General features: G+C 74.1%; 4 protein-coding genes and 1 pseudogene. 1 reads left to right on the top strand and 4 read right to left on the bottom strand.

Going from position 1 to position 5,704, the window contains the following annotated elements:
* A pseudogene (locus CCN72_RS33935) lies at positions 1 to 1,157 on the top strand (hypothetical protein); the annotation flags it as partial.
* A 30-nt stretch (positions 1,158 to 1,187) separates the two neighbouring features.
* Here the strand turns inward: CCN72_RS33935 and CCN72_RS33940 are convergent.
* The 4 genes from CCN72_RS33940 to CCN72_RS33955 all read right to left on the bottom strand — a co-directional run.
* Positions 1,188 to 3,626, bottom strand: coding sequence for a right-handed parallel beta-helix repeat-containing protein (locus tag CCN72_RS33940; RefSeq protein ID WP_161218883.1), 2,439 nt, complete (start codon positions 3,624 to 3,626; stop codon positions 1,188 to 1,190).
* 222 nt (positions 3,627 to 3,848) lie between these two features.
* Positions 3,849 to 4,451, bottom strand: coding sequence for an Rv1733c family protein (locus CCN72_RS33945; protein WP_086812138.1), 603 nt, complete (start codon positions 4,449 to 4,451; stop codon positions 3,849 to 3,851).
* Positions 4,452 to 4,552: 101 nt separating this feature from the next.
* Positions 4,553 to 5,407, bottom strand: a complete 855-nt coding sequence (locus CCN72_RS33950) for an MOSC domain-containing protein (RefSeq protein WP_086812140.1) — start codon at positions 5,405 to 5,407, stop codon at positions 4,553 to 4,555.
* Positions 5,408 to 5,450: 43 nt separating this feature from the next.
* The coding region (locus CCN72_RS33955) for a DUF6643 family protein (RefSeq protein ID WP_341868908.1) at positions 5,451 to 5,704 on the bottom strand (254 nt) is incomplete at its 5' end.

The following is a 5,704-nucleotide window of genomic DNA, read 5'->3' on the forward strand; positions in this document are numbered from 1 at the left end:
CCCCCAGTACCCACGGTCTCGGTGGGCCCGCCGTCGCGTTGGTCGGTTGTGTGTTGGGTGGGGTGATGTCCGGTGGGGTCGCGCAGCGGGTGGCGGACTGGCTGGATGGGGCCGGGGGTGCCATTTCCGGGCCGCCGGTGGTGTTGACCTGGCAGGCGTCCATGATTCCGCCGCTGCTCGCGGTGCTGCTGGGGGTGGCCGTTCGGCTCGCCGCCGGGACCGCGCGGCTCGCCCGTGCCGAACGCGACCGCGTACGCCGGGAGCATCCCGGGGAGCCCGAAGACCCGGCCCGTACCCGTGCCATCGCCCACGCCCGGGCCATGGCCGCCCTCACCGACCGCGCCCCGCTCGTCCTCACCGTGCTCTCCGCCGCCGCCCTGGTGCTCGGCGGCGGGGCGCTGGCCGGGGCCCTGGTCAGCGGGAGGTCGCCGGACGGCGCGGCGGGCGGCACCGCGGCCGCCGTACGGATCGCCGCCGGGATCTCCCAGGGCCTTGGCTCATGGCTGGTCGGGCTCGGCTTCCTGCTGTTCGTCACCTGGGGTCGGCGCGCCTACAAGGACCGCGGCGCCCGGCGCACCGTCGGCATCCTGTGGGACGTCGGCACCTTCTGGCCGCGCGCCGCACACCCCTTCGCGCCTCCGTGCTACGCCGAGCGCGCGGTGCCCGACCTGACCTGGCGGATGGCGACCTGGACCGAGGCGACCGGGGGCCGGCTGGTGCTCTCCGGCCACTCCCAGGGCAGCGTGCTCGCCGCGGCGGCGGCCTGGCAGCTGACGCCGGCCACCCGGGCGCGGATCGCGCTGCTGACGTACGGCTCACCGCTGGAGCGCTTGTACGGCCGCTGGTTCCCGGCCCACTTCGGGCCCGCGGCGCTCGCCGGGCTGCACCGGGACGTGGCGTGCTGGCACAACCTCTACCGCCGCACCGACCCGATCGGCGGCCCGGTCCGGCTGCCCGCCGACGGCCAACCGCCCGTCGACCGGCCGCCGTTGCAAGACCCCCTCACCTACGGACGCACCCCCGAGCACCCGCTCCCCACTCCGATCCTGGGCCACTCCTGCTACCGGAGCGACCCGGCCTTCGCCCAGGTACGGGCGGACCTGCTGACCCGCCTGCGCACCCAACTCCCGGCTCCCCGCGGTGAGTCGGCGATCTGACGCCGCCCGGCCCCGCCCGCGGACAGCGGCTCAGGGCAGTTCCGGCAGGTCCTCCGGATACAGCAGGGTCAGATCGTCGGTGGTCGGGTCGGGCAGCTGGGCGACGCGGCTCGCGTGGCGTTCGACCATGGCCTCGAAGGTCTGGCGGGCGGTGCGGCCGTTGCCGAAGGCGGGACCCTTCGGGAGGGCGGTGAAGTAGGCGGCCAGGGCCTCGGCGGTGCCGGGGGCGAGCCGGTACTCGTGCTCGTCGGCCTGCTGCTCCACGATCCGCAGCAGCTCCTCGGGGCCGTAGTCGCCGAAGGTGATGGTGCGGGAGAAACGGGAGGCCACACCGGGGTTGACGGACAGGAAGCGCTCCATCTCCGCCGTGTACCCGGCGACGATCACCACCACCGCGTCCCGCTGGTCCTCCATCAGCTTCACCAGCGTGTCGATGGCCTCCTTGCCGAAGTCACGCCCCGCGTCCTCCGGCGAGAGCGCGTACGCCTCGTCGATGAACAGCACCCCGCCGTGCGCCCGTTGGAACGCCTCCTGGGTGCGGATCGCGGTGGAGCCGATGTGCTCGCCGACCAGGTCGACCCGGGACACCTCGACCAGATGGCCCTTGTCCAGCACGCCGAGGGAGGCGAGGATCTCGCCGTAGAGCCGGGCGACCGTCGTCTTGCCGGTGCCGGGGGAGCCGGTGAAGACCAGATGCCGCTTGACGGACGCGGCCTTCAGACCCGCCCGCTGCCGGCGCCGGCCCACCTCGATCATGTCGGTCAGCGCCCGCACCTCGCGCTTGACGCTCTCCAGGCCGACCAGCGCGTCGAGTTCACCGAGCACGTCCTTCGACGTACGCGCCGGCTCCACCGGCTCCCCGGCGGTGACCGACGGCTCCTGCTCGGTGCTGCGCTGCCCGGGGATCGAGCCGAGCAGCCCGGGGGAGTGCGACACCGTCTGTACGGCCGTCTCCCGCGTCGCCGGGGTCCGGGGGCCGCCGCTCTCGTCGCTGGTGCAGTCCTCCACCACCGGACCCGAACCGGACCCGGCGTCCGCGCCGCCCTCGGCGAACTCGTAACCCCCGCGCGCACAGCGCTCGGTGCGGCACTTGCGCAGCGTGGTGCGGCAGCCGTCGATCACATGGAAGCCGTAGCCGCCGCTCCCGGTGACCCGGCAGTTCAGGAAGCTGCCCCGGCCGCCCGCGGAGACGTAGAAACCGGCCTCGGCGGGGGAGTCGACGGTGCAGCGCTCGATGGTCGGGTCGGCGCCCTTGGTGACGATCACACCGGTCTGGGTGCCGTCCACGGTGCAGTTGTTGAGGGTGCCGCCGCTGCCGTGGTCCCGGAACCAGGCGCCGGTCGCCGTGTCCCGGATCCGGCAGTCGTCCAGCTGCGCGGTCGCCCCGTCGCTCACCGACACGGCCGTGTTGCGCACCTGGGACAGATCGCTGTCCACCACGTCCACCCGCGAACCGCGGTCCAGCACGAACAGCGCGTCCGGCACATCGTGCACCCGGCAGGAGTCCAGCACCGCGGTGGCGCCGTCGCTCACCCACACCGCCGGATAGTCACCGGTGCTGTCGAAGATCTCGCACTGGTTGGCGTCCACCCGGGTGCCCGGGTCCCACACCGACAGCCCGTTGCGCCCGAACTGCCGGACCGTCGTGCGGGTCAGTGTGAGCACCGAACGCGAGCGCAGATCGACCGCGTTCTCCGGGATGTCGTGGATCCGGCAGTCCTCCAGCGTGAGCACCGCGTCCGTGTCCAGCGTGACGCCGTCGGCGGTGGTGCGGTGCACATCGCAGTCGGTCAGCTGCGCGGTCGCTCGCTGGCTGACCTGCACCCCGGAGCCGCGCACCTCGTAGATCTCGCAACCGACCGCCTCCAGCGCGGAGTTCTCCCCGGTCACGCTGAACCCGGTGCCCGAGGCGTGGTGCACCCGGCAGCGGTCCAGGCGCGGATGGCCGCCGCCGCGCACCGCCACGCCCGCCTGTCCGGCCGCCACGATCTCGCACTCCTCGAACACCCCGCTGCCGCCGTCGAGTACGGCGATGCCGATACCGGCCGGGTTGTCCACGGTGAGCCGGCGCACGGTCGGTCGGGCCGCGCCGCGCACCTCCACGCCGACGGCCGAGCGGGTCACGATCCGCACGTCCATCAGCTCGGGCGTGCCCTCCTCGACCAGCAGCGCGGGTGCCGCCGCGTCCTGGCCCTCCACATGCAGGTCGTGCACCACGGCCGAGGCCCGCACGGTCAGCGGCACCCCGTCCACCGGCGCGATCCGCACCGAGCCGGGCGAGCCGTCCGGCCCGCGGAGCGTCACCGCCCGCTGGATCACGAGGTTCTCCCGGTAGGTGCCGGGGGCGATGGTGAGGACGTCGCCGTCGGCGGCGGCCTCCAGGGCGGCGGCGAGCGATGCGTACTCACCCGTGCGGCGCCGCCACCGCGAGGTACCGGTGTGCGTCACCTGGACCGTGCCCTGTGCCATGGCGTTGCCGTGCCCCCACCTCGTCGTACTGATGGCCGCCGCCGCGTACGGGCGGCGCTGCCGGGTCCGTGCGTGTGCCCGGCCCCTGGGCCCGCCCGTCCGTGTCCCCGCGTCTCCGCGAGTCCCTGACGTGCGCCCGTCCGCGGGTTGTCGCCGAAAGCGCTTCGGCCGGTCCACCGTAGCGTGTGCGCCCGGGGTGGGTTGACCACAGCCCACCCGCGGTCAGCTGCCGGTGCCCGCCTTGCCCCAGTCCGGGCCCGCCCGGTCCCAGGCCTGCTCCCAGCGTGCGTACCGGCGGCGGACCATGCGCCAGACGATGAGCCGCCGGGCGGTCTCGACCAGGCCCGCGGTCAGCAGGGCGGCGCCGAATCCGGCCAGGACGGCATGGGCCGTGGCCGTGACGGAGTCCAGCGGGCGGGTCGTTATTCGGCCCTGCGGATCCGTCCAGAGCCCGAAGTGGTCACCGGCATGAGGGGACTTGAGGTCGGCGAGGACCGGGCCGCGGTGCGCGCTGCCGTCCGGCGCGGGCCAGTCGGCGAGGACGCGGCTGCGGGCCTCGTGCGCCCCGGCGGAGTCGGGATCGCCCTCGGGGGCCCGGCCCAGCGGCCGTACCACGGTGGCCATGACCGGATGGTGGGTGTGCTGTTCCATCCGCGCGGCACGCTGGAGCGAGTCCTCGGCGACGAAGCCGACCAGCGCGCCCGTCAAGGGCGCCACCACGGTGATCAGCATCAGTGCCACCAGCGCCACCCACGCCTCGGCCAGATCGGTCGCGCGGCACAGCGGATTGCGTCTCCAGCGCCACAGACCTGTGACTGCCCGCATCTCCCCACCCCCCACGTCCCCCGCGGCCGGTCACGGCCGCGACGTCTCACGCATTTCTCATGTCACCCCAACGACCGGGAACGCCCCCGGGGTTCCCCGATCTACCGATCTCCGGCCGATACGCTCCCGCCCCGCTCCAGCACCCGGACCGGATCACCGACCCGGATGGTCCCGCGCGTGAGCGGAACGAGGTTCTGCCCGAAGACGAGACTCCTGCCGAATCTGCGATGCCGGGCCAGCGTGTACAGCGGCTCCCGGCCGCGCGCGGCGGTGCCCTGGTCGGTGGTGGTCACCACACAGCGCCCGCAGGTGCGCGCCACCCGGAAGACGACCTCGCCGACGGAGAGGCGCGCCCACTCGTCCTCCGCCCACGCCTCGGTGCCACCGACCACGACGCTGGGCCGGAACCGGTTCATGGGCAGCGGCCCCTCGGCGGCGTGCCGGCCCTCGGCTATCAGGGAGTTGAGGGCGTCGAGCGAGGCCGCTGTGGTGACGAGCAGGGGATAGCCGTCGGCGAAGCTGACCGTCTCGCCCGGCAGCGCGTAGTCCGGGTCGACGGGGCGGCGGGTGGCCGGGTCGTCCAGATGCACCAGGCGCACGTCCAAGTCGAGATAGGCGCTGCACCATGCGTGCGCCGCCGCCGCGGCCGGCACCGCCTCCATCTTCTGCCCGAAGATGTTCACCGGCACGGTGTCCGAGGGCTCCGGCACCTCGATGGTGATCGCCGCTCGCCCGGCCGCCGACAGACGCAGACCGCCGCCGGCCAGAGGCTCGGCGGCGGCCAGGGCGAGACGTGGCTGCTCCCGCTGGGTGACGACCTTCCCCCCGGCGTCGATCAGTGCCCAGCGCCGGTCTCCGGCCAGCCCCCAGGGCTCCACCACGGCCGCGTCGGCCGCGAGGCCCTGGAACGCCTTGACCGGGTAGAGATGGATCGACTGCACTGCGGCGAGTTCCATGTCGCCATCGTGCCAGGTGCCACCGACAGCGGGGGCGCTTCGATCAGTAACCTCGCTGCTGAGGGTTGTTGTACGGGTCCTGGTACGGCGCCTGCACGGGCCGGGGCGCGGCCGGGCGCATCGCCTCGTAGCCGGTGCCGGGCTGCATCGGGCGCTGCTGCGGGGCCCCCGGGCCGGGGTAGCCGCGCGGGGCGCTCGCCTGCTGCGGGATGTACGCCGTGGGCGCCTGCTGGAACGGGGCGGGCTGTGGCTGCTGGGGATAGCCGTAGCCGGGAACCTGGGGCTGCGGGGAGGGCG

This window comes from Streptomyces murinus, assembly GCF_002154555.1.
Lineage (GTDB): Bacteria > Actinomycetota > Actinomycetes > Streptomycetales > Streptomycetaceae > Streptomyces > Streptomyces murinus.

Bases quoted from the DNA above. Each gene is read 5' to 3' on its own strand.
- CCN72_RS33940 (WP_161218883.1), bottom strand. From the start codon at position 3,626: ATGGCACAGGGCACGGTCCAGGTGACGCACACCGGTACCTCGCGGTGG.
- CCN72_RS33945 (WP_086812138.1), bottom strand. From the start codon at position 4,451: ATGCGGGCAGTCACAGGTCTGTGGCGCTGGAGACGCAATCCGCTGTGC.
- CCN72_RS33950 (WP_086812140.1), bottom strand. From the start codon at position 5,407: ATGGAACTCGCCGCAGTGCAGTCGATCCATCTCTACCCGGTCAAGGCG.